This is a genomic window from Streptomyces sp. DF42 (assembly GCF_058267695.1).
Window position 1 is genome coordinate 8706422 of record NZ_CM177859.1, and the last position, 22920, is coordinate 8729341.

Below are 22920 nucleotides of genomic sequence, written 5' to 3' on the forward strand. Positions count from 1 at the left end.
GTGCCCGGGGCCGTCGGGGCGCGAAACCCCTTTTCACTGCCCCTCCTTTCTTACGAACCCCCTTCTCTTACGCCCTCCTACCGGTGAGGTTCTGATGGTTGTTGCACACTCGGCGGTCCGCCGGGGTTCTGCAGGCACCCCGCACTTCTCGCAGCACTTCTCGCAGCGGGGGTGCCGGTGAAGACGCCGAAGGCATCCGCCCTGACCTTCGGTGTGGCTGTGGCGCTGGTCGCCGGAGTGACCCTTGGCAACGGCGGAGCGAACGTGATGCCCGTGTTCGTCGACGACTTCGCGTCGCGCTTCAGGATCTCGGACTCCGGCGCCGGGCTCGTGGCCGCGACACAGCTGATGGCGACCGCGGTCGTGACGCTGCTGCTGGCCAAGCGGGCCGCCCGGCCGGGGAGGGTGAGGATGACCCGCCTCGGTCTGGCCGTCGCGGCGGTCGGCTTCCTCGCAGCGACGGTCGCGCCCGAACCGGTGACCCTGATCCTGGCCAACCTGGTCCTGGGAGCCGGGTTGGGCGCGGTCTACGCGGCGGCCACCGCCGCGCTCGCCGCCACCGACGACGCCGACAGGGCGTCCGCCGTCACCATCGCCGGCGTGGTCGTCGTGACAGCACTGCTGATCATGGCTGTTCCCGAGGCCAACCACAGCCTGGGCGAGGGCACCGGCTTCCTCCTGATGGCGCTGTGCTGCCTCGTCGCCTGGCCACTGGTGAGGCGGCTGCCGGACGGGCCCGCCACGCCGGGCACCTCACCTGCCGGCCACCGGTCCGCCGGGGCGTCCATGGCCAAGCCCTCGGTGGTCCTGCTGGCCGGGACCGCGCTGCTGTGGGCGGTCACTCAGGGCGCGTGGTCCTACGCCTCGGTCCTCGGACGCCAGCACACCGGCATGTCGCACTCCGCCGTCTCGGCCGTCCTCGCGATCTCCAGCGTCGTGGCCCTCGTCGGTGCCGTGGTCGGCCCGGTCGCCGCACACCGTTTCGGCCGCATGAGGTCCATGGCCGCCTTCGTCACGGCGCAGGCCCTCGCGATGGCCCTCTTGATCTCCACTCATGACCCGGTGCTCTTCATCGTCGCCGCCGTCGCCTGGCAGACCTGTCAGCTGGCCGTCCTGGTGCAGACCCTCGCCGCCGCCGCGCTCATCGACCCGACCGGGCGCCTTGTCGCCTCCCTGAGCGGGGCGGGTGCGCTGGGCACCGGCATCGGACCGCTGGCCATCGGCGCGATCCTCGACGGTGCGGGAGCCGGTGTCCTCAGCATCGTCCTGGCGATCGGCACGTTCGTCGCCTCGCTGCCGCTGCTCAGGATGACGGTGGCCGGCGTGAAGGACTCCGCCCACGAAGAGCCGGCGTCCGTGTCGGCGACCTGACCGTCCAGGCCCGGCCAACACGCGTGTGGCGGGGGCCTGTTGAACCGGCACGGAGAAACGGACCAGTGGCGACACTGGCACCGCGCTCCGTGCCGACTCAACAGGCCCCCGCCACGCCAGTCGTCTGCGGCCGTACCGCGCAACGTTCAATGCTCCCGGGATGCCCGGAATCCTTGCTCTCATGGATTCCGGGCAATGTGTGCTTCCACGGGCGTACAGTCTCTGCCTCCCAGCCGGATGGCGAGGGCGAGGCAACGGTGTTCGCCGTGGTGCAGGTCGGTGTCGGCCGTGCAGCGGCGGGTGCGTGGCGCGGACTGTGCTCGCGATCCGCACCCGCGTACCGGTCAGTCCGAGGGCACTTCCGCCAGGCGCAGTTGTCCCCCGGCCAGGGCCACGGTCGCGGAGACCAGGGACTGCAGACCGATGTGTTCGGACGCCTCGTCCGGCAGGGAGAGGTGCTGCATCGTCAGCCCGTCGAAGCCGGCGAGGAAGAACCGCGCGATCGTCTCCGCCGGCTGGGCGAGCCGGTACCCGGTACGCTCCGCGGCCTCGGTCACCAGCTTCGCCGTCACCTCGCTCACCCCGTGGTAGTGGCCCTGGAGAGCCTCGGTCAGGCGAGGTGTGCGGAGGGCGAACATCGTCAGCTCCGTGAGCAGTTGGTAGCTGCTCGCCTGCTCGCGCACGGTGCGCCACAGGGCGCCGGCGAGTGCGGCGACCGCCTCCTCGAAACCGGCGTCGTCCGGCGCTGCGCGCTCGACCTGCGCGATCAGGCCCTCGGTGAGCTGCTCCATGACCGCGCGGTACAGCTCCTCTTTCGTGCCGAAGGTGTAGTGGACCGTGGCCTGTGCGACGCCCAGCTCGGCAGCGATGGCGCGCGTGCTGCCGGCGGCGACGCCCTCCCTCGTCATGAGGTCGATCGCCGCTCTGATCAGCTGGGGGCGGCGTTCGGCCGCGGTCACGTGAGCCATGCACCCATTATACCGACTAAGTCCACCGAATGAGTCGAACGATCAAGTCGTTTGTCACATCTCGGTCGGTCGCACCTCGCGAGGGTGACGCCGGCGGCAGTCGCCTGGCCGCTGAGGTCCCCTCTGTGGCCGCGCAGGTCAGTCCCCGCCGGTCTGCGGTTGCGTAGGTTCCCGGCAACGCCTGCGACGCGGGCAAGGAACGGAGGCGGACCGTGAACGAGAACCGGTACGACACATGTGTCATCGGGGCCGGGCCCGCGGGGCTGGCGGTCGCGAGGGCGCTGGCGGAGCGCGACCTGCCGTACACCCACATCGAGCGGCACACCGGGCCGGGTGGGCTGTGGGACATAGACAACCCGGGCGGCCCGATGTACGAGTCGGCCCACTTCATCTCCAGCAGGACCCTGTCCGGCTTCGGCGGCTACCCCATGCCGGACCACTTCGCGGACTATCCGCCGCACCACCAGATCCTGTCCTACCTGACGTCGTTCGCCGACGCGTACGGGCTGAGGGAACGGATCGAGTTCGGCACCGAGGTTCGCAGCGTGGCGAAGAACACGGACGGCACCTGGACGGTGACCCGGGCCGACGGGCGGGAGAGCGTGCACCAGCAGGTCGTGATGTGCACCGGCTCGCAATGGCACCCCAGCATTCCCGAACTGCCGGGCGACTTCACCGGCGAGATCCGGCACACCGTCACCTACCGCAGCCCCGACGAACTGCGCGGCAAGCGCGTGCTGGTGGTCGGCGCGGGGAACTCCGGGCTCGACATCGCCTGCGACGCGGCCCGTGCGGCGGACCATGCGGTGATCAGCATGCGGCGCGGCTACTGGTTCATCCCCAAGCACCTGTTCGGGCGCCCCGTGGACACCATCGCGGCCGGCGGCCCGCACCTGCCGATGTGGCTCCAGCAGAAGCTCTTCGGTGCGCTGCTGCGGATCATCAACGGCGATCCGCGCCGCCTCGGCCTGCAGAAGCCCGACCACAAGCTGTTCGAGACGCACCCGGCCATCAACTCGATGCTGCTCCATCACCTCCAGCACGGCGACGTCACGGCCAAGCCCGGGATCGCCCGTACCGAGGGCAGGACGGTGCACTTCACCGACGGCAGCAGTGACGACTTCGACCTGATACTGCTCGCCACCGGATACGTGCACAAAGTCCCGGCCGCACAGGAGTACTTCGGGACCGAGCAGCATCCCGACCTCTACCTGTCGTCGTTCTCCCGCGAACACGAGGGGCTGTTCGGTGTCGGCTTCGTGGAGACGAACTCAGGTGCCTACCAACTCTTCGACACCCAGGCACAGTTGATCGCTTCCTTCATCCTGGACGCCCGGGGCGGCCTCCCCACGGCCGAGCGGTTCGCCCGCCTCGTCCGCAGCGACCGGCCCGACCTGACCGGTGGGCTGACGTTCGTCGAATCGCCGCGCCACACCGGCTACGTCCACAGCGAGGCCATCGTGCATCACCTCGCCAAGGTCGCTTCCGCGATGGGCTGGCGCACGGCCGGCCTGCCGCCTCGGGTGACGTCGGTGCGGCGCGAGGCGGTGGCGTCATGACGTACGACTTCCGAGACAAGGTCATCCTGGTGACGGGCGGCGCCGGAGGCATCGGCAGCGCGATGTGCCACCGTTTCGCCTCCGGTGGGGCCCGACTGGTCGTGGTCGACATCGACGAGGCGCGGGCCGAGCGGACGGCGGCCGGCCTGCCGGGCAGCGGGCATGCCGGACTGGGCTGCGACCTGCTGGACCGCGCCGCGGTGGAGCGGACGCTGGATTCCGTCGCCGTGACCCACGGCCGTATCGATGTGCTGGTCAACAACGTCGGCATGACCAGCGCCGAACGGTTCGACGTGCGCAGCGTCGAGAGCATCGAGCGGGAGATCGACCTCAACCTGCTCTCCCCTCTGGTGACCACGCGGATCGCCATCCCGCTGCTGCGGGCGGCCGGCGACCCGCGCGTCGTCACCACGGTGTCCCTGGGCGGGATCTTCCCGCTCGGCGAGACCCCGATCTACACCGCGTCGAAGTTCGGGCTGCGCGGCGCGATGCTCGCCATCGGGCTGGATCTCAGGAGCAAGGGCATCCGTGCCGGTTCCGTACTGCCGTCGGCCACCGACACCCCGATGCTCCGGCAGGAGGCCGTGGACGGTGGGAACTCCCTGCAGTTCCAGGAGCAGCCACAGCAGCCGGCGGACGTCGTCCGGGCGGTCGTGAGCCTCCTGGACAGGCCGCGGCTGGAGGCGTACGTCCGGCCCGGTGAGTCCCGCCTGGTGCGGTTCGCGATGCTGGCACCGAACCTTCTGCCGAAGCTCTTCCCGCTGTTCCGCAAGCGGGGTGAGCGGGGCATGGCCCGCTATCTGGACGACCTGCGTCGCAGAGGACTGGCCCGCCGGACCGGCGGCCGCTGGGAACTGGTGGAGGAAGCGTGAGCGGCACGAACAGCGGCACGAACAGTGGCATGGAGGAGACGCTCCCTGTCGTCAACCCGGCGACAGGCGAGCTGATCACGGCCGTTCCCGTAGTGAGCGCTGACGGTGTCGCGGCGGCGGCAGAGCGAGCACACAAGGTCTTCGACAGCGGTGTCTGGTCCGGCAGGTCCCCTCGGGAGCGGGCCGCCGTGCTGCTGCGCCTGGCCGGCCTCATGGAGCGCGACGCCGAAGTCCTGGCGCGTATGGACAGCGAGGACGCCGGGAAACCGATCACCGAGTGCCGCACCGGCGACGTGCCCGGGGCGATCGAGTCCATCAGCTGGTTCGCGGAAGCGGCGGACAAGGTCTTCGGCCGCCTCGCCCCCACCGGTCACGAGAGCCTGGGGCTGGTGAGCCGGGAGCCGGTCGGGGTCGCCGCGGCCATCCTGCCCTGGAACTACCCCCTGGCCATGGCCGCCTGGAAGGCCGGCCCCGCACTCGCCGCGGGCAACAGCCTGCTGCTCAAGCCGGCCGAGGCGACCCCGCGATCCACCCAGCACCTGGCCGCTCTGGCGGCGGAGGCGGGCCTGCCGGACGGCGTGCTCACGGTGCTGCCCGGCCACGGCTCCGTCACGGGTGCGGCCCTCGCCCGGAACCCGCTGGTACGCGCGCTGTCGTTCACCGGCTCCACCACCACCGGACGCCGGATCCTGACCGCCGCCGCCGAGAGCAACTTCAAGCGGGTCTCCCTGGAAATGGGCGGCAAGAGCCCTCAGATCCTGCTGCCGGACGCGCTCCACTACGGCGACGAGCTGATCGAGAACATGATCGAGGCCGCGTTCTTGACCATGGGCCAGAACTGCACGGCAGGCTCCCGCGTCCTGGTGCACCGGGACATCGCCGACGAGATCGTCTCCCGGTTCACCGCGGCCACGAGGGCACTGGTCATCGGGGACCCGGCCGAGCCGGAGACACAGATCGGCCCGCTGATCGGTCACGAAGCCAGGAACCGGGTGGCGGCTGCGGTGGAGGAGGCCCGCGACTTCGGCGCGCGGATCCACACCGGAGTCCTGCCCGCGGGCCTGCACCCGCAGGGCGCCTACTACCCGCCGACCGTCGTCACCGGAGCCCCCGAGGACGGCCGTGCCGTCACACAGGAGCTGTTCGGCCCGGTCGTCACCGTGCAGACCTTCACCTCGCAGGAGGAGGCGATACGTCTGGCGAACGCCACCGAGTACGGCCTCGCCGCCTCGGTATGGACCCGCGACCTCGACGCGGCCTTCCGCCTGGCCCGGGGCATCGAGGCCGGCGTGGTCTCGGTCAACGCCTACAGCGAGGGCGACATCACCACCCCCTTCGGCGGCTGGAAGCAGTCAGGCTTCGGCGGCGCGGAGAAGTCCACAAGCGCCTTCGAACAGTGGACCAGGGAGAAGACGGTCTGGATCCGAACGCGCTGACCGTGCGTCAGTCGTCGGGGTGCCCCTCCCGCACGCGCAGCCTGCGGGGCGCCACACCGTGCCAGCGGTGCACCGCCCGCCTGAGCGCCCGCACGTCGGAGAAACCCGCCTGCCGGGCGATGTCACGCATCGTCAACTCCGGCCGACGCAGCAGCTGTTCGACCCGCTCACGTCTCACACCGTCGACAACGGCCTCGTACGTCGTGCCGCACTCGGCCAGCCGACGGCGCAGAGTGCGCTCGCTGGAGGCGTGACGACGGGCCTGCTCGACGAACGAGGGCACGTCGGGCAGGCTCTGCGCGATCGAGATCTCCAGCACCTCCAACAGGTCCTGCTGGTCGCGGCGTGACGTCATCTCCTCCTCCAGCAACTCAAGGGCGGAGGCGTACGTGACGGGATCCCGGCCCGGCATCGGGCGCCGCGCCCACACCATGGGGAACACCATGCGGTTCCCGGTCCTGGCGAAACGCACCGGGCAGCGGAACAGCTCGGTGAACGGATCCGTGTCGGGCGGCGCCGGAAGGGCGAACTCGACGCTCTGCGGGGCGAATTCGGCGCCGCTGCTCAGACGGGTCAGTGTGACGACGCTGGCGAACGCCTCCTCCGCGAGGAAGACCGCGACCGCCGGATCGAGCGCGGGGTCGGGCAACTCGGCGCGCAGCACATAGCCGGCCTCCTCGACGCCGGCCGACCAGACCACCATGGCCCCGGACAGGTTCTGGAAGCGCACGCCCGTCTCGATGGCCTCCCGCAGGGTCCCGGCGGCCATCTGCGCGAAGCCGAGCAGCCCCCAGGCGGTCAGGTGCTGTGCCGCACCCACGCGCAGGCCCAGATGAGGATCGCCGGTGAGCTCCACGGCACGGCGGATCACGGCGCTGCCCTGCCGGTAGGAGACCCGCAGCGCAGCGGAGCGCATCACGGACCGGTCCAGCCCCACACGGGTCAGCTCGGGCCGGAGATCGACGCCGTACCCGTCCGCGACCAGCGCGAGGTATCGGAGGATGTTCGGCGGGATGGTGGCCGAGGTACTGCGACTGGTGCCCGGGGTGTCGTCCGGGGCGGGGTGGCTGCGCATGGGCGTTCCTTGTGGCCAGGGCGATGCTCGTTGCGCCCACACTAGGCAGCGGGATCGATGAATATCGATGATCCAGCCCCGCAACGGGACGTACGCCGCAGAACGACGAGGCCCCGCCGCCTGACCGCGGGCGCCCGGCCGACGCGCGACTCAGCCTTCGCGAAGCCGTCGCCGACCGGACGCCGCCGCCCCTGTCAGGGCCCGATCAGCAGGTGGCCACGCCCGGCAGCCACTCGGGGCCCTTGATGTAGATGACCGTCACCCACGAGCCGTCGGTCAGCTTCGCCCAGGCGTCGTTGGTGTAGCCCTCGGCCGTCACCTGCTGGGCGTGGGCCTGGCACACCACGTTGACCGTGGTCGGCTGCGCGAAGTAGTCGACCACGCCCGCGTTGACGTTCGGCTCGCTGTGCGTGCGCACCCCGGTGCCCCAGGTCTGGAACGCCTTGCTGCCGCCGCTCGGGGGCGGGGTGCTGCTGCCGCCGCAGTCCGGGATGCCGGGCAGTGAGGCCGGGCCCTTGATGTAGATGTTCGTCATCCACGAGCCGTCGGAGAGCTTGGACCAGATGTCGTTGGTGTAGCCCTCGGCGGTGACGGTCTCCGCGTGCTCCTGGCACTGGACCGACACCTGGGTCGGGCCGGAGAAGGTGTCCACGACGGAGGAGCGCGTGCTCGGCGTGGTGTGGGTGTGCACCCCCGTGCCCCAGGTCTCGAAGGTCGAACCGCCGTTCGCGGGCGGGGGAGTGGGCGTGCCGGACCCGCTGACCCGTATCGCGCCCGTGTAGTCGCCGCCGGTGCGCACGGGCGCGACCCGGATATGGGTGCCCGACTCGTACGCCTCCACCATCTGTCCGCCGCCCAGGTACATGGCGACGTGGTGGATGTGGCCGCTGCCCCAGAACATCAGGTCACCCGGCAGCAGTGGGGCCGCGCCCTGCGAGGCGGAGAAACGGGCGGAGGCCTGCGAGCTGTGGAACTGGTCGTCGGACGTGCCGTTGAGCAGGTCCCTGCCGGTCGCCTTCCCGTACGCGTAGCGCATCAGACCGGAGCAGTCGAAGCCCTTGCGTTCGTTGTCGTGCAGGCTGTCCGGGTCGGAGCCGTCGTAGTAGCCGTAGGTGGCACCGGGCGTCGCGCCGTGGCCGCCGCCCCAGCTGTACCAGACGCCGATCTGCGAACAGGCCGCGTTCACGGCGGCCTGCGCGGTGGCCGAGGCACCCGGCGAGAGGACCCCGCAGGCGGTGTCCTGGGCGGCGGCGTGCGCCGGCGCGGAGAAGAAGGCGGTCAGGGCCAGGACCGAGGCCCCCAGGAGCCCGCCGCTGGTCCGGCGGCGCGCACTGCTGATCTTCACGGAAGTCTTCCTTCGTCGACGTGACGTCACCGGGTGGCCCGGCGACGGCGGTGGGAGACGTTGCGTGCCGCTCCCCACCCCCGTGGGGGGAGCGGCACTAGTTGTCGAGCGCGGCGCGCATCTTGGCCAGGCCGCGCATGCGGTTGCGCTGGACCGTGCCGCGGTGGGCGCCGAGCCGTTCGCCGGCCGTGTCGTGGCTGAGGCCCTCCAGATCCACGAGGATCACCGCCGCGGCCTCCTTCTCGGAGAGCACGCTCAGCAGCGCCAGCGTGGTCGAGGACGCCTCGTACGAGGCCAGCCCGCCGTCCCAGCCCGCCTCGGGCAGCCGGTCGGTGGTCTGCTCCCGGCGGGAGGGGTGCTGCCAGGAGTCGCGGAGCAGGTTGAGGGCGACGGTGCAGGCGTAGGCGTACGGATGCTGCTGCCGCGTCAGGTTCTGGGCGCGGGCGCGCCGGGAGAGCCGTAGATACGTCTCCTGGAGCAGGTCGTCGGCGTCGTGCGGGTTGCCCGTCAGCGCCAGCAGCCGGCGGCGCAGCCGCGGCATGTCGGCGGTGAAGGAGGCGTCGAAGTCCCCCGCGCTCATCCGGTCGGCGTCCGTGCGCGGCGGTGGCGGGCAGGCTGCGCTGCTGATCTCCAATGCTGTTCCCCCTCGGTCGTACGGTGTGGTCGTGCCGTGCCCTGGCCGGCGGCTGGTCAGGCCGTCGTGCCGGGTGGGGTGGCGGGTCCGTAGCGGGCGGCCGGGGCCTGGCGCAGCAGGGCCCAGTACCGGTCGCCGTAGGACCAGTGCCACCATTCGGTCGGGTAGTTGACGAAGCCGGTCGCGGTGAGGGCCCAGCTCATCACGGCCCGGTTCGCACGTGCCTCGGCGCTGATGCCGGGCGCCTCGGTGCGGCAGGCACCGTCGCTCTCCTCCGGGGTGGCGTTGACCTCGGTGCCGAGCGGCAACTCCTTGCCGTCCTGGTCGCACAGCGTCAGGTCGACGGCCCCGCCGCTGACGTGCGGCGCCACCTCCGGCGGGGAGATGTAGGCACTGGCCAGCTCACGGATCCGTTCGGGCGCCGCGTCGGGGTGGGCCAGGCGCATCGTCCGCGCGTACTGCTCGAAGTACCGCCGCTGCAGGTCCGGCGGCCGGTACCCCTCCACCACCAGGAACCGGACGCCGGCCGGCAGCAGGCGCTGCGCCCGGACGAGCCGGCGCAGCGCGCCGGTCCGCAGCCGGGCGTAGCTGCCGTCGTCGTCGGCCTGCCGGTGGTCGAGCCGCAGTTGGCCCGTGTCGCGCAGGTCGACCAGCGGTTCACCGCATTCGGCCGCCGCGACCGCGGCGACCCGGGGGTCCGAGAGCGTGATGATGTCCGTCACGCACATCAGAGTGGCGGGGACCGCTGCAAATGCTCTGCAGGTTCCCTGCAAGCGGCCCACCAGCACTTCTGCAGCCGGGCCGGGTCACTTGGCGGCGCCCGGTTCTCGTGCTTCGCGGCAGTCCGGTTCCTGGAGGACGGCTGTCGCTTCGGCGTGGGCTGCCTGCGCGGCGGTTTCGTCGCTGTGGGCTGCCCGGACGTGGGCCGGGTCCGGGAGTGTGTGGGTGTGCCACGGGGCAGGTGCAGGGGCTTTCTCGTGGTCGGTGTCTGCTCCGGGACTTCTGCGGCCGGTCCGGGTCACTTGGCGGCGCCCGGTTCTCGTGCTTCGCGGCAGTCCAGTTCCTGGAAGACGGCTGTCGCTTGGGCGCGGGCTGCCTGCGCGGCGGTTTCGTCGCCGTGGGCTGCCCGGACGTGGGCCGGGTCCGGGAGTGTGTGGGTGTGCCATGGGGCAGGTGCAGGGGCTTTCGCGTGGTCGGTGTCTGCTCCGGGACTTCTGCGGCCGGTCCGGGTCAGTTGGCGGCGCCCGGTTCTCGTGCTTCGCGGCAGTCCAGTTCCTGGAAGACGGCTGTCGCTTGGGCGCGGGCTGCCTGCGCGGCGGTTTCGTCGCCGTGGGCTGCCCGGACATGGGCCAGGTCCCGGAGGGTGCGGGCGTGCCACAGGGGCAGGTGCAGGGCCTCCCACATGGCCAGTGCCTGCTCCAGTGGCTCTCGGGCGGCGGTGGGATCGCCGGCCGCCAGGTGCCACTCGCCCAGGGTGCGCAGTACCAGCGCCTCGCCGAACCGGTCCTGGCGCTCACGGGCCACCGCCAGGCACCGGCCGAGCCGTACCCGCGCCACGTCCGGCCGGCCCTGCCGCAACTCCGTCTTCGCCAGGGACTGTTCGGTGTACATGATCCCGAACGTGTCGTGCAGGCCGGTGAAGATCCGCAGTGCCTCGTGGAGCAGTCGCTCCGCCTGCGCCAGGGCGCCCTCGGCCCGGTGGCACAGGGCCAGCGACCGCAGGGTGAGTCCCTCGCCGTGCCGGTCGCCCGCCGCGCGGTACAGCTCCAGCGCCCCCGACAGGGCGTCCAGCGCCTGCGCGTCGCGCCCCTGTTCGCGGTGCACATAACCGATGCCGTACAGCACACGGGCCCGCGCGCCTCGGTCCGCGGACTCCCCGTACCGCTCCAGCGCCGCGGCCAGCAGCTCGGACGCCTCGGTGTACCGGGCCTGTTCGCGTCGGGCCGTGCCCATCCCGGCGAGCGCCAGCGCCGCGCCCCACGGCACGTCGCCGCGTGCCTCGAACAGGCGCAGGGCGTCACCGAAGTAGGCGTAGGACTCCTCGAACTGGTCCTGTTCGTAGCGGAGTTGGCCGAGGCCCGTGAGCAGCCAGGCCTCGCCCTCGCCGTCCCCGCTGCGGCGCATCGCCGCCATGGCCGCGGCGTGCGAACGGGACCAGGCGTCGAACTGGTTGTACAGCGCGGCCGAGCTGGCGATCAGCGCCCCGGCCAGGTCGCGGGCGGCGCGGTCCATCCCGTGGTCGGCGCAGTACTCCACCGCGGCCAGCAGACAGGCCTGTTCGGCGGCGAACCAGGCCGCGGGCCGCTCCAGCAGCTCGTCCTCGGCCTGCGGGTCGGCAGGGTCGAGGGGCCGTACGGCAGCCGGTTCCGGGAAGTAGCGGGCCGCTCCGCCCGGACCGCGGGCGGCCGCCTGCTGCGCGAGTCCCAGCCAGCACTCCACCAGCCGCAGCACGGCCGTCGTACGCTCCTCGGCGTTCTCCTCCGACAGGCAGCGCTCACGGGCGTGCTCGCGGGCCAGATCGTGGATGCGATAGCGGCTGCGCCCGGTGTCGTCGACGCCGATCACGTCGATGAAGTGGCAGTCCACCAGCCGCTCCACGGCCTCCTCGGCCTCCTCCGTGCCGATGTCGAGCAGCGGGGCGGCGATCCAGGCCGCGAAGTCGGGCAGGTCGAGCAGGGCCAGCCGGCGCAGTGCCCGCCGTTCCTGTGTGTCGAGGTCGGCGTAACCGAGTTCCAGGCTGGTGCGCAACTCCAGGTCTCCGGCGCGCAGTTCGTTGAGCCGGCGCCGTTCGTCGCGCAGCCGGTCGGCGAGCCGGCCGGGCACCCAGTGCGGGCGGGCCGCGAGCCGCGCCCCGGCGATGCGCACGGCCAGCGGCAGCCGCCCGCACAGCGAGACGATCTCGGCGGCCCGTTCCGGATCGGCGCCGGTGCGGTCCCGCCCGGCCACGCGGCGCAGCAGTTCGAGCGCCTCGACCGGGTCCGGCACGGTCAGATCCAGGTGGGCTGCGCCCTCCAGCGCGACCAGCCGGCGGCGGCTGGTGACGAGGACGGCGGAGCCGGGGCCGGGCGGCAGCAGGGGCCGTACGTGGGCCTCGCCGGCAGCGTTGTCGAGGATCAGCAGGATGCGCCGGTGGCCGATGTGGGTGCGGTACAGCCCCGTCAGTTCCTCGACCGACGTCGGCAGCGTCTCCGGTTCGGCGCCCATGGCGCGCAGTAGTCGGGCCAGGGCGTCGGCGGGTTCCAGCGGGGTCGTGTCGGCGGCCCGCAGGTCCACGAACAGCCGCCCGTCCGGGAAGAGTTCGCAGGTGCGGTGGCCGACGTGTACGGCCAGGGCGGTCTTGCCCGTTCCGGACCGTCCGGAGATCACCCCGATCGGCGGCGCGGTACGGCCCGTGTCGTCGACCCCGGCCAGCAGCGAGGCGGCCCAGTCGATCTGCTCGCGACGGCCCACGAAGTCGGCTATGTCCGGCGGGAGATGGGAGGGCGCGGGCCGTGGACGCGGGACCGGGGCGCTCCGGCCCGCGCCCTCCCGCGCCGCCCCGGGATGCCCGGCCGGCCCGTCCGTCGCGCTCCGGGGGACGGGGCCCAGCAGCTCCGGGTCGTTGGTCAGCACCGCCTTGTGCAGCGCCCTCAGCTCCGGCCCGGGGTCGATGCCCAGCTCCTCGCGCAGCGCCTCGCGGCCCTCCTGGTAGGTGCGCAGGGCGTCGGAGACCCGGCCGGTGCGCGCGAGCGCGGTGATCAGCTGGCCGCGCGGCCGCTCCCGGAGGGGATGGGCGGCGACGTGCGCGAGCAGGGGAGCGATCGTCCGGTCCGCGCGGCCCAGTTCCAGTTGCAGCGCGAAGGACTCCTCCTGGCCGACGAGCCGCAGTTCCGCGAGCCGGGCCGCCTCGATGCGGGCGAACGACTGCCCGAGCCCCTCCAGGGCCTCCTGGCCACGCCACAGCCCCAGCGCCTCGGACAGCAGCTCGGCGGCCTCCTCGGGGCGGCCCCGCGCGGCCGAGGCCCGGCCCGACGCGAGCAGTTCCTCGAACCGGCGGGCGTCGACCCGGGACGGGTCGAGGTCGGCCACATAACCCCGCGGCCGGGTCCGGATCAGCTCCGCCTCGCCGACCCTGGCCAGGGCGCGGCGCACGGCCGACACATGGGTGGCGACCAGCGCGGCGGCGGTCGCGGGCGACTGCTCGTCCCAGACGCAGTCCACGAGCCGCTCGGTGGAGAGCACCTCGCCGAGGTGGACGACCAGCGCGGACAGGACCGCCAGGGGTCTGATGCCGCCGAGCGGGGCCCGTCTGCCCCTCGCCCACACCTCCACCGGACCGAGCAGACGCACTTCGAACATCGTTCCCCGATCGCCGTACCATCCGCCCCGCGGATCACGGCGAAAGATATCGGCGAACATGCCCACGACACGGCGACAGCCGGGCCGTCGTGTCCGAATCCGGACGGTCCGGTGTGCTCGTGAGGCCCACCCGCAATATCGGTGTTGGTAATGCCTGTTGCCCGCCGACCGGTCGGTCTCGGGTGGCTCTCCACCCCCATCGCCACTTGGCTGGATTCCGTCCCCCGGGAAAACCGGGTCGCATACAGGAAAGACGGTTCGCCCGCCGCCCTCGTATGACCCCGACCGCGAGAAAAAAACCTGCGATTCGAGAGGCATACGGACGGGCGTCCCGAGGCGTCAACGGCTCGAAAGAACAAGCAAGTTCGACCACGCCAGTTCGACCACGCCCCGGGAGCATGCCGATGAAGCGCACCGACGACCCACGCCGGACGGTGATACCGAGGCAGCGCAGCATGCGACGCACGACCGCCACGGTGGGCGTGATCGCCGCGCTGGCCTCGCTCGTCCTGACCGCTTGCACGGCGGGCACCGACGCGCCCCGGCGCACCTCGCCGGCCGCGAGGGCGGAGGCAGCCGCACACGTCCGGGACCTCACCTACGCCCAGGACCTGCGGATCTCCGACGCCGAGCAGAGCCTCATCACGCGCTGCATGACGAAGCAGGGCTTCCGCTTCTGGTCGGAGCGGCCGCTGAGCCTGGAGGAGAGCCGGCCGGTCGGCTACGTCCAGGACGACGTCGACTGGGCGCGCGCCCACGGCTACGGCAGCAGGATCATGGCGAAGGAGGACCGCGCCCGCCTGCGCAACCCCAACATCTCCTACCGCAAGTCCCTCTCCCGCTCGCGGCAGCGCGCCTACGACACCGCGATGGACGGCGGCCGGGACGCCGCCGTGCTGAAGGCGCGGGTACCTTCCGGCGGCACCATCACCAAGCAGTCCGGCGGCTGCGCCGGCGCCGCCGAGAACACGCTGTACGGCGACCCGGCGGCCTGGCTCCGGGCCGACGCGACCGCCAGCAACCTGCGGCCGCTGTACGTGGGCAAGCTGCTGCGCGACAAGGAGTTCAAGAACGCGGTGGGGGCCTGGTCGCGCTGCATGAGCAAGGCCGGCCACCCCTTCCCCGATCCCGACGCGGCACGTCAGGCCACACGCGACCACGGCGCGGAGCAGACCCGGGCCCAGGAGGCCAGGACCTTCGCGGAGGAGACCCGGATCGCGGTCGCCGACGCCACCTGCGCCCGTTCCGTCTCCCTCCGCTCGATCGGCGAGCGGCGCGAGGCCCACTACGTCGGCGAACTGGCCGGAAAGTACGGCGACGCCCTCGACGCCCACCGGCGGATGCGGCAGCACGCCCTCGCCCGTGCAGAGCGGATCGTCCCCGCGCGGGCCTGATCCGGCCGGCGCCCGCCCCCTGATTTCCGTGACCCCGCGTCACGGACAGTTCCCCGCGACATCGCTCGCGGATCGTCACCACGCCCACGCCTCCCACGAGGCGGAAGCAGAACAGGAATCCGTCATGCGCAAACTGACCGTCTCCCTCGCCACCCTGGGCCTCGCGGCCCTCGGCCTCGCCATCCCGGCGGCCGCTCACGCGGGCCCGGGCTGCAACGCCAACTGGAACTCGCACGGCCGTGACGGCGACGTCCGCGCCTGGGACGGCAACGACTGCGGCGGGACGCTCCTCGGCGTCACGCCCGGCAGCGACCCCAACTGGAGCGACAGCGCGGGCCCCTTCCAGGGCTCCGACGCGAACACCGCCTCGTCGGTCATGAACAGCGGTTTCGTCGGCGGCAAGGACGTCGTGGCCTTCTACTACTACTCGCAGTACGACGACACCGCGTACGGCTGCCTCAAGCCCGGCGAGAAGTACGTGGACGACCTCAGCCGCAACAAGTTCACCAACAACGCGAACATGAACAACAACATCGTGTCGCACACGTGGGTGACGTCGAGCGCCTGCGCCCCGGGCTCCTTCATCAGCTGACACCAGGCTGCGGTTGACACCAGGGTGCGGCCACGGCCCGCCGGCATCGCGCCGGCGGGTCGTGCCGTCAGCGGCGCAGCTCGGTGTGGGCGGTCTCCGGCAGCCGCAGATACACCAGCGAGGACAGCACACACAGGGCGGCCACGTACCAGGGGAACAGGCCCGCCTGCCCCAACTCCTTGAACAGCGTGCCCACATAGGGAGCGGTACCGCCGAACAGCGCGACCGTCAGCGAGTACGGGAAGCCGATGCCGGCCGCGCGCACCCGCGGCGGGAACACCTCCGCGTTCACGGCCGCGCTGATCGAGGTGAAGCCGGTCAGCAGGACCATGCCCGCGCACTGGACGATCAGCAGCACCGCGAACGAGTCCCGCAGCGCGTGCAGCAGCGGCACGCTCAACAGGGCGAAGCCCACTCCGAAGAAGAGGAGCAGCGGGCGACGGCCGTAGCGGTCCGAGAGCAGTCCGCCCAGCGGCTGGAGCAGACCGAAGAAGGCGAGGGAGATCGTGCCCGCGAGAAGGGCGTCCGACGCGGCTACGCCCGCGTTGAGTTGGGCGTACGTCGGCAGATACGACGTCCAGGTGTAGTAGGCGATCGTGCCGCCCGCCGTGATCCCGCAGATGAGCAGCGACTCGCGCGGGTGGCGGCGCAGGGCCTCCAGCAGGCCGGGGCGGGGCGCCTGTTGCTGCTCCTCGCTGCGGGTCTCCTGGGCGCCCTGCCGGATCCAGAACCCGACCAGGCTCAGTACGGCCCCGAAGGCGAACGGAATCCGCCAGCCCCAGCCGTTCATGGAGCCCTCGCCCAGGGTGTCGACGAGCAGGGTCGCGATACCGGACGCGACGAGCTGGCCGGCCGTCGTGGAGACGTACTGGAAACTGGAGAAGAGGCCGCGTCGGCCCGGTCCCGCCGACTCGACCAGAAAGGTCGTCGAGGCCGCGAACTCCCCGCCCACGGACAGGCCTTGGAGCAGACGGGCGAGCACCAGGACCACCGGAGCCAGCACGCCCACCGCCGCGTACGTCGGTGTCAGGCCGACCAGCAGACTGCTGCCGCCCATCAGCAGGATGGTGACCGTCAGCGCCGCCCGCCTGCCGTGCCGGTCCGCGATCGCGCCCATCAGCAGCCCGCCGACCGGCCGCATGAAGAAGCCCACCGCGAACACCGCGAACGTCGACAGCAGCGGCACCAGCGAGTTGTCCGCTCCCTTGGGGAAGACCGCGGCGGCGATGTAGGTGGCCAGGAACGTGTAGGCGTACCAGTCGTACCACTCCACCGCGTTGCCCACCGAGGCGGCGAAGAGCTGTCGTACGGACCGCTTCGTCGACGAGGCGGGCGTCTGCGTCTCTGTCATGATCGCGACCCTCCCCGCGGGGCCGGGGAGGCACACCTCACGGCCGTGGTGGCACACCTCTCGTACCGACGACTTTCACATGGGCGCCACCGGACCCTTCCCTGACGTTTGTTGCTCTTGGAACACTCGCATCGCGCGCAATCCGTCACGTCCCGGCCATCCGCACCAGGATGAGAGGCACTCACCCATGTCCGAAGTAGATCGGCGCCGATTCCTGCAACTCGCGGGTGCGACCGCCGCGTTCACGGCCCTGTCCAACAGCATCGAGCGCGCCGCCGCGCTGCCCGCGAACCACCGCACCGGGTCGATCAAGGACGTCGAGCACATCGTCGTCCTGATGCAGGAGAACCGTTCTTTCGACCACTACTTCGGTTCGCTCGGAGGCGTCCGCGGCTTCGGCGACCCTCGCCCGGTGACCTGGCCGAACGGCACGTCCGTCTGGCACCAGAAGGACGCCGGCGGCAAGGAGATCCTGCCCTTCCACCCGGACGCGGACGACCTGGGCCTGGCCTTCATCCAGGACCTCCCGCACGGCTGGAACGACGGACATGACGCCTTCAACGAGGGCAAGTACGACAAGTGGGTCCCCTCCAAGGGCTCCACGACGATGGCGTACCTGAACCGCGACGACATCCCCTTCCACTACGCGCTCGCCGACTCCTTCACCATCTGTGACGCGTACCACTGCTCGCTCATCGGCTCCACCGACCCGAACCGCTACTACATGTGGACCGGGTACACGGGCAACGACGGACAGGGCGGCGGCCCGGTCCTCGGCAACGACGAGGCGGGCTACGGCTGGACCACCTACCCCGAGCGCCTGGAGAAGGCCGGCGTCTCCTGGAAGATCTACCAGGACGTCGGTGACGGCCTCGACGCGAACGGCAGCTGGGGCTGGATCCCGGACGCCTACCGCGGCAACTACGGCGACAACTCGCTTCTCTACTTCAACCAGTACCGCGACGCCAAGCCCGGCGACCCGCTCTACGACAAGGCCCGCACCGGCACCGACGCCCGCAGGGGCGAGGGTTTCTTCGACCAGCTCAAGGCCGATGTGAAGGGCGGCAAGCTGCCGCAGATCTCGTGGATCGTCGCCCCCGAGGCCTTCACCGAGCACCCCAACTGGCCCGCGAACTACGGCGCCTGGTATATCGCCCAGGTCCTCGACGCTCTCACCTCCGACCCGAAGGTGTGGGCGAAGACGGCCCTGTTCATCACCTACGACGAGAACGACGGCTTCTTCGACCACCAGATCCCGCCGTACCCGCCGGGCTCCGCCGCGCAGGGCAAGTCCACCGTCGACGTCGGCCCCGACCTGTTCAAGGGCAGCGGCTCCCACCCGGCCGGCCCCTACGGCCTCGGCCAGCGCGTGCCGATGATCGTCGTCTCGCCCTGGAGCAAGGGCGGATACGTCTGCTCCGAGACCCTCGACCACACCTCCGTCATCCGGTTCATGGAGACCCGCTTCGGCGTGCACGAGCCCCACATCTCGCCCTGGCGGCGCGCCATCTGCGGTGACCTGACCGCGGCCTTCGACTTCTCCCACCAGGACACCAAGCCGGTCGCCCTGCCCGACACCGACGGCTACCGGCCGCCGGACAAGGACCGTCACCCGGACTATGTGCCGACCCCGCCGGCCAAGGGTGCGCTGCCCAGGCAGGAGCGCGGTCTGCGCCCGGCGCGTCCCCTCAAGTACGCCCCGCACGTGGACGGCTCGGTGGACAACGCCACCGGGAAGTTCACGCTGACCTTCGCCTCGGGCGCGACGGCGGGCGCCGCCTTCCTGGTGACCTCCGGCAACCGCACCGACGGTCCCTGGAGCTACACCACCGAGGCCGGCAAGACCGTCTCGGACGCCTGGAACTCGGCGTACTCGAGCGGCTCGTACGACCTGACCGTGCACGGCCCGAACGGCTTCCTGCGCGCCTTCAAGGGCCCGAACAAGACGGCCGGGCCCGAGGTCACCGCCCGCCACAGCGGCGAGCACGTCGAGCTGACCTTCACCAACAAGGGCTCCGGCACGGTGCGTCTGAAGCTGGCCGGCGGATACGGGTACCACCCGCGGACCTTCACGGTCCGGCCCGGTGCCACCGTCAGGCACACGGTCGACCTCGCTGCGAGCAGGCGCTGGTACGACCTGACGGTCACCTCCGAGGCGGATACGGCGTTCCTGCGGCGATTCGCCGGACATGTCGAGAACGGTCGGCCCGGCGTGAGTGATCCGGCGATCATCACGCGGTGAACTGCCGGGTAAAAGCTGAAGAATGGTGCCTCGCGGGGGCTGGCGAGGTGATGGTGGGACCGGGGTAATGTGCCCCGGTGACCACGCATTCGAACACTCCTGCAGGCTGGTACCCGGATCCGCACGGAGCGCCTCAGACCCTCCGTTACTGGGACGGCGCTCAGTGGACCCAGCACACGAACACGGACCAGCAGCAGGCGCAGGCTGCCCAGCAGCAGGCCCAGCAGCAGGCCCAGCAGCAGGCCCAGCAGCAGGCCCAGCAGCAGGCACCGCATCACGTGCCGCAGCAGGCCGCGGGTCCGGATCCGCGGGTGCAGCGTCAGGTGCAGCAGCAGGCCGGGGTCGCCGCCGGCGGCCCCGGCGGCGGCAGCCTGTTCACCGAACCGGTCCTGGTGGTCAACCAGAAGGCCAAGCTGATCGAGGTGACCAACGAGTACACGGTCATGGATCAGAACGGCAACCAGATCGGCTCGGTCACCGAGGTGGGGCAGAGCGCGCTGAAGAAGGCGGCGCGCCTTCTCTCCAGCCTCGACCAGTTCATGACCCACCGGCTGGAGATCCGTGACGCCCACGGTCAGCCGCAGCTGCTGCTGACCCGGCCCGCGAAGATCGTCAAGTCGAGGGTCGTCGTGTCGCGTCCTGACGGTTCGCAGGTCGGCGAGATCGTCCAGCAGAACATGATCGGGAAGATCAACTTCGCGATGAACGCGAACGGCCAGAAGGTCGGCGCGATCAAGGCGGAGAACTGGCGGGCCTGGAACTTCGCGATCGTCGACCACGCGGACAACGAGGTCGCCCGGATCACCAAGACCTGGGAAGGCCTCGCCAGAACGATGTTCACGACCGCGGACAACTACGTCCTGCAGATCCACTACCAGCTGCCCGAGCCGCTGCTGAGTCTCGTCGTCGCCACCGCTCTGACCGTCGACACGGCGCTCAAGCAGGACTCGCGCGGCCTCGGCTAGGGCAGGCCGGTGCGGCGGGTCACAGTGGTGTGAGATGTCCCGGCTCGGCGGACGGCCTGGGCACCAACGCCGGTTCGGGCGTGGCCGTTTCCGGCTTCAGGGCCAGCACCGCGGCCACCGGGTGCTCCTCGTCGGCCGGAGCCGGGGCCGCAGCGGGCGCCACCCGGGTCAGCAGGACGACACCCCACGAGGCGAGTGCCGCGCCCGCGAGGGCCAGGAGTACACCCGTGGCGCCGCCGCGCAGTCCCTGCCCGAGCAGCGTGAGCCCGATGACCGAGGCCGCCACCGGGTTGGAGAGGGTCACCACCGCGAGCGGGGCACCGAGCCCCCCGCGGTAGGCCGTCTGGGACAGCAGCAGTCCGCCCACCGCGAAGGCCGCCACCAGCACCGCCACCAGGACGACTTGCGGGCTCGGTGCGGACCCCGAAGGGTCCGTCGCGGACACCGTCACGGTCTGCGTGAGCGCGGAGGCCACTCCCGAGGCGAACCCGGACGCCGTGGCGTGCCGGAGCCCGGGCCGGGCCCCGGGCCGTCCCAGCATCCCGATCAGCGCGGCCGTGGTCCCCGCGACCGCCACCGCCTCGGTCAGGCTCAGCACCTGCCCTGGCGCCGACCCGGACGCGGTCACCAGCAGTGCGGCCAGCCCGGCAAGCGTCAGGGCCGTACCCCGCCACTCGGTCGCGCTGACCCGTCGCCCGGCCGCCCGCGCCCCCATCGGCACCGCGGCGACCAGGGTGAGCGCACCCAGCGGCTGTACGACGGTGAGCGGGCCGTACTTGAGGGCCACGACGTGCAGCAGGGCCGCCCCGGCGTTGAGCCCGACCGAGGCCCACCAGGCGCCCGAAGCCAGCAGCCGCAGCATGCCGGTGTCGCCGCTGCGGGCGGCGAGCCGTTCCTGGGCGACCGCCGCGGCCGCGTAGGCGACGGCGGAGACCATCGAGAGGGCGACGGCGACGAGGGTGGCGGTCATCGGCCCGCTCCGACCAGGATGTTCTCCTCGGCCGGACCGTCGGCCGGGCGGCCTTGGGCCGGGCCGACCCGGGCCGGTACGAGCGTGTCGGCGCCGCGGCCGGCGGTGCTGACGGTCCGTTGCGGTCGGTGGATCAGCGCGAGCGCGAGACCGAGCATGGCGGTCGCGACGATCGCGTCGAGCCAGTAGTGGTTCGCCGTCCCCACGATGACCAGCAGCGTCACCAGCGGATGCAGCAGCCACAGCCAGCGCAGACGCGACCGGGTTGCGGCGATCAGGCCGACAGCCACCATCAGGGCCCATCCGAAATGCAGTGACGGCATCGCCGCGAACTGGTTCGAGAGATGGTCCGAGGACGGCGGGCCGTACACCGAGGGGCCGTACACATGCGCGGTGTCGACGAGACCGGTGGCGGCCAGCATCCGCGGGGGCGCCAGCGGGAGGACGAAGGGCAGCACCAGGGCTGCCGAGGTGACCGTGGCCAGGACCCGGCGGGCCCACACGTAGTGCGCCGGGCGCCGCAGGTACAGCCAGACCAGGAAGGCCACGGTGGCGGGGAAGTGGACGGTCGCGTAGTAGGTGTTCGCGATGTGCACCAGCGTGTCGCTGTGCAGGAGGAGGGACTGCACCGAGCCCTCGCCCGGCAGGTGGAGCGCCCGCTCCAGGTCCCACACGCGATGGGCGTTGTGGAGGGCCTCGCCGGTGTGCCCGGTCGCCAGCTGCCGGCCGAACTTGTAGACGAGGAAGAGCCCTGCGACGAGCAGGAACTCACGGACGAGCGGAGGCCGCGCTATCGCGTCGGTCTCTCCCTCTGCAGGCTCGGTGCGGGCATTCATCCCCCGGCCCCTTCGCTGACGTGGTGCTTGTGGCGGTACGAGTCGAGACCTCTGGCGCGGCCGGAACTCATCGATACGCCTCCGTCCCGAAACGAAAGCGTTCCGATACGGCAGTGTACCGATACGTTGGCGTTCCGGTACACTGGCGTATCGATTGAGGTACGACACACTGGATTCAGGGAATAGAGCGGGACTCGAGTGAAGGGACGAGCCAGATGACGTCGCAGGCCGCGGACGGACCGGAGACGGTCGCCGCCTCGCGCCGCTCCAAGATCACGCCCGAGCGTGAGCGGGAGTTCTTCGACGCCGTGCTCGAACAGATCCGGGAGTGCGGGTACGACGCCGTCACGATGGAGGGGATCGCCTCCAGCACCCGCTGCAGCAAGTCGACCCTCTACCGGCAGTGGAAGACGAAGCCCCAGTTCGTCGTGGCCGCCCTGCGCTCCCGTCGCAAGGCCCGCTTCGGCGACATCGACACCGGGTCGCTCGCGGACGACCTGCGCGAGGCCGCGCGGGCCGTGGGCCGGTGGTCACTGAACGACACCAAGCTGCTGCAGGCGCTCGGACACGCCGTCACCCAGGACGCGGACCTGGCCAAGGCGCTGCGCGAGGCGCTCGTGGAGCCGGAGATCGTCGCGCTGAAGGAGATCCTGCGGCGCGGGGTGGAACGCGGCGAGATCGCCGGCGACCATCCGGCGCTGGAGTACATCCCGGCCCAGATGTTCGGCGTCGTGCGCGCCCGGCCCGTCGTGGACGGAGAGTACGCCGACCCCGCATACCTGGTCCGTTTCGTGGAGGCCGCCGTGCTGCCGGCGCTGGGCCTCACCTGAGACTCAGGCCGCCGTCCACGGGATGACTGGACGGTGACCTGATCGCGCCGCACCGTGGGGACGGGGGCGGCGCGCACCCCCCGGCCGGGTGGGACTCCTCTTGAGCGGAGGGAGTCCCGCCCGGCCGACTTCTCTCCGGGGC

Annotated in this window: 18 protein-coding genes; 9 read left to right on the forward strand and 9 right to left on the reverse strand. The window is 71.5% G+C overall.

Features of this window, described 5'->3' with window-relative positions; translation table 11 throughout:
• Positions 1 to 177: 177 nt before the first annotated feature.
• Entirely contained in the window at positions 178 to 1371 is a 1194-nt protein-coding gene (locus ACYUED_RS40025; protein ID WP_491289307.1) for an MFS transporter, read from the forward strand.
• 344 nt (positions 1372 to 1715) lie between these two features.
• Here ACYUED_RS40025 and ACYUED_RS40030 read toward each other — a convergent pair whose 3' ends face one another.
• Positions 1716 to 2339: a TetR/AcrR family transcriptional regulator gene (locus ACYUED_RS40030; protein ID WP_491289308.1), complete on the reverse strand. Its 624-nt coding sequence runs from the start codon at positions 2337 to 2339 to the stop codon at positions 1716 to 1718.
• Between the two features lie 212 nt (positions 2340 to 2551).
• Between ACYUED_RS40030 and ACYUED_RS40035 the strand changes: the two genes are divergently transcribed.
• From ACYUED_RS40035 to ACYUED_RS40045, 3 genes are read left to right on the forward strand one after another with little or no spacing between them, the layout of a single operon-like run.
• Positions 2552 to 3898, forward strand: coding sequence for a flavin-containing monooxygenase (locus tag ACYUED_RS40035; RefSeq protein ID WP_491289309.1), 1347 nt, complete (start codon positions 2552 to 2554; stop codon positions 3896 to 3898).
• Positions 3895 to 4770, forward strand: coding sequence for an SDR family NAD(P)-dependent oxidoreductase (locus ACYUED_RS40040; RefSeq protein WP_491289310.1), 876 nt, complete (start codon positions 3895 to 3897; stop codon positions 4768 to 4770). Before ACYUED_RS40035 ends, ACYUED_RS40040 begins: the two co-directional genes overlap by 4 nt.
• A 29-nt stretch (positions 4771 to 4799) precedes the next feature.
• Complete coding sequence (locus ACYUED_RS40045; RefSeq protein ID WP_491294649.1) at positions 4800 to 6206, forward strand: aldehyde dehydrogenase family protein; 1407 nt, start codon at positions 4800 to 4802, stop codon at positions 6204 to 6206.
• Between the two features lie 7 nt (positions 6207 to 6213).
• Here the strand turns inward: ACYUED_RS40045 and ACYUED_RS40050 are convergent, their stop codons facing one another.
• From ACYUED_RS40050 to ACYUED_RS40070, 5 genes are all read right to left on the reverse strand, one after another.
• A complete protein-coding gene (locus ACYUED_RS40050) occupies positions 6214 to 7281 on the reverse strand; it encodes an AraC family transcriptional regulator (RefSeq protein WP_491289311.1) in 1068 nt (355 codons plus the stop codon).
• 205 nt (positions 7282 to 7486) lie between these two features.
• Positions 7487 to 8626 carry a C40 family peptidase gene (locus ACYUED_RS40055; RefSeq protein ID WP_491289312.1) on the reverse strand — a complete coding sequence of 380 codons (1140 nt, stop codon included), beginning with the start codon at positions 8624 to 8626 and terminating at the stop codon, positions 7487 to 7489.
• Positions 8627 to 8723: 97 nt separating this feature from the next.
• Positions 8724 to 9206 (reverse strand): RNA polymerase sigma factor, encoded by a 483-nt coding sequence (locus ACYUED_RS40060; protein WP_266525914.1) that lies wholly within the window; start codon positions 9204 to 9206, stop codon positions 8724 to 8726.
• 110 nt (positions 9207 to 9316) lie between these two features.
• Positions 9317 to 9982, reverse strand: coding sequence for a M15 family metallopeptidase (locus tag ACYUED_RS40065; RefSeq protein ID WP_491289313.1), 666 nt, complete (start codon positions 9980 to 9982; stop codon positions 9317 to 9319).
• A gap of 508 nt (positions 9983 to 10490) precedes the next feature.
• Positions 10491 to 13598, reverse strand: a complete 3108-nt coding sequence (locus ACYUED_RS40070; RefSeq protein WP_491289314.1) for an AfsR/SARP family transcriptional regulator — start codon at positions 13596 to 13598, stop codon at positions 10491 to 10493.
• 455 nt (positions 13599 to 14053) lie between these two features.
• Here ACYUED_RS40070 and ACYUED_RS40075 point away from each other — a divergent pair, with 455 nt between their 5' ends.
• Positions 14054 to 14992: a hypothetical protein gene (locus tag ACYUED_RS40075; protein ID WP_491289315.1), complete on the forward strand. Its 939-nt coding sequence runs from the start codon at positions 14054 to 14056 to the stop codon at positions 14990 to 14992.
• A 124-nt stretch (positions 14993 to 15116) separates the two neighbouring features.
• Positions 15117 to 15584, forward strand: a complete 468-nt coding sequence (locus tag ACYUED_RS40080; RefSeq protein ID WP_491289316.1) for a hypothetical protein — start codon at positions 15117 to 15119, stop codon at positions 15582 to 15584.
• 67 nt (positions 15585 to 15651) lie between these two features.
• Here the strand turns inward: ACYUED_RS40080 and ACYUED_RS40085 are convergent, their stop codons facing one another.
• On the reverse strand, positions 15652 to 16935 hold the full coding sequence (locus ACYUED_RS40085; RefSeq protein ID WP_491289317.1) for an MFS transporter: 1284 nt from the start codon (positions 16933 to 16935) through the stop codon (positions 15652 to 15654).
• Between the two features lie 187 nt (positions 16936 to 17122).
• Between ACYUED_RS40085 and ACYUED_RS40090 the strand changes: the two genes are divergently transcribed.
• Positions 17123 to 19177, forward strand: a complete 2055-nt coding sequence (locus tag ACYUED_RS40090; protein ID WP_491289318.1) for a phosphocholine-specific phospholipase C — start codon at positions 17123 to 17125, stop codon at positions 19175 to 19177.
• Positions 19178 to 19254: 77 nt separating this feature from the next.
• A complete protein-coding gene (locus ACYUED_RS40095) occupies positions 19255 to 20142 on the forward strand; it encodes an LURP-one-related family protein (protein WP_491289319.1) in 888 nt (295 codons plus the stop codon).
• A 19-nt stretch (positions 20143 to 20161) separates the two neighbouring features.
• Here the strand turns inward: ACYUED_RS40095 and ACYUED_RS40100 are convergent, their stop codons facing one another.
• A complete protein-coding gene (locus ACYUED_RS40100; RefSeq protein ID WP_491289320.1) occupies positions 20162 to 21112 on the reverse strand; it encodes a DMT family protein in 951 nt (316 codons plus the stop codon).
• The gene (locus ACYUED_RS40105; RefSeq protein ID WP_491289321.1) at positions 21109 to 21948 is read right to left on the reverse strand and encodes a phosphatase PAP2 family protein; all 840 of its coding nucleotides are present in this window, start codon (positions 21946 to 21948) and stop codon (positions 21109 to 21111) included. The genes ACYUED_RS40100 and ACYUED_RS40105 overlap by 4 nt, the downstream gene beginning before the upstream one ends.
• A 215-nt stretch (positions 21949 to 22163) precedes the next feature.
• Between ACYUED_RS40105 and ACYUED_RS40110 the strand changes: the two genes are divergently transcribed.
• Positions 22164 to 22778 carry a TetR/AcrR family transcriptional regulator gene (locus ACYUED_RS40110; protein WP_491289322.1) on the forward strand — a complete coding sequence of 205 codons (615 nt, stop codon included), beginning with the start codon at positions 22164 to 22166 and terminating at the stop codon, positions 22776 to 22778.
• The last annotated feature ends 142 nt before the right edge of the window (positions 22779 to 22920 follow it).